Origin of the sequence: Mesorhizobium sp. M0802 (assembly GCF_040320115.1) — a bacterium.
GTDB lineage: Bacteria > Pseudomonadota > Alphaproteobacteria > Rhizobiales > Rhizobiaceae > Mesorhizobium.
Genome location: NZ_JAMYOY010000058.1, coordinates 1 through 1377, shown reverse-complemented (window position 1 = coordinate 1377; position 1377 = coordinate 1). Strand labels below are relative to the sequence as shown.

Sequence of the window (1377 nt, the reverse complement as noted above, 5' to 3'; positions counted from 1 at the left end):
ACGTTGGCCGCGTGACAGTGAGCTATGCTGGAGATTGGGGTGACGAGGCTGATCAAGCCTTCCAACAGTACCAGCCTGATCAATTACGGCGAGAGCTACCGGTCCGGAGATCGCATCAGCCCCTCTGTCGTCAAGAGAGCTGTTCTGCTTGACCCCAGCCATGGAGCTCAACGCCCCGCGTCGGAGCGCTCCCTGCTTCTGAAGGAAGCCATTAGGTCCGCTCGGGCTTGATCGGAGGCTTGGCTGATGGACGTCGTGGTTGCTTCGCTCAGTTGCCGCCCCATGGCGCGGCTTTGCGGATTATCAGTCCTCTGCCTCTTCGCCGGTCTCAACAGCGCTGTGTAATGTTCATTGTTTATGATGACGCCCCCGCTGTTCACGAGGTTGCCCCTGTCAAGTGTACTCGTCAGTCCGCCCTGGGCCTCGCGCTTCTTGCCCAAGTGCCGTTCAAACGGCGCTGGCGCGACTTGTTGAGCTCGAGAGATGGGTCCCTGCTCTCCTGCGTGGCCATGAGCTTGTGCCGCGGTCTGCGCAGCGGCGTCCCCAATGGCACGAGCCTCCATGCCGACTGCGTCTTCCGGACGAGCAGCAAGGGCAATTTCGCGCCCGAGTGCGAACTTCCGGAGATGAGTTAGTGCACTGATGTCAGCGGTTTTCATATAGCGCTTGGCATCTTCATCCAGCGACCGCTCGTGAAGCCGATCCGCAATCCCCGGCTTTTTGTTTTCAACCAGGCATTGACTGAAACGTCTAAGAGCAGACCCATAGACCTCAACGGTACGGGGTTTCGGCCCGGTCGGCGCTGCCTCGTACGCTTTGATGAGAGCCGCTGTGTACTCTCTGATGAGCACGGCGTCGGCAGGGTGGGGATTCAGGGCAGGGCGGCCCACCACTGGCGCTCCGCCCGCCCACGTCTTGAGACGACCCAGTGACCCAGCCACGGCCGAGGGGCCGCCACCCCAGATCTCGTACTCCTTGCGATCCCGATCCAGCGACGAATCGTGAAGCCGATCCGCAATCCCCGGCTTGTTATTTTCAACGAGCCAATGACCAAAGCCGAAAAGAATATCTACATGGCGCTTGACCGTGATCTCCCCGATCTTACCGGCATAGAGTGCTGACCTCAGCCCTTCGACAAGGGTCGCATCGTTGGAATAAAGAGGACCCTTGTCGGGACCGGAGACCACTTTTGGGCGATCTGGCTGCACCGCCGCCGGCACAGAACGAGCATGGTCACGCAACTCGAACGGTGCGGGGGGATTCAGATCAACCACTGACGAATCCGGCGCATCATGATGGCGCGCCGTTGAGTGACCCGGCTGCAGCACCGAGGCACCCAGCATCGACCCACTGCCTCCGGCGTAGGGCGCCGCGGCG

Annotated in this window: 1 pseudogene; it reads right to left on the bottom strand. The window is 60.9% G+C overall.

Going from position 1 to position 1377, the window contains the following annotated elements:
* Window positions 1-167 precede the first annotated feature (167 nt).
* Window positions 168-1377, bottom strand: a pseudogene (locus NKI10_RS30835) (hypothetical protein); the annotation flags it as partial.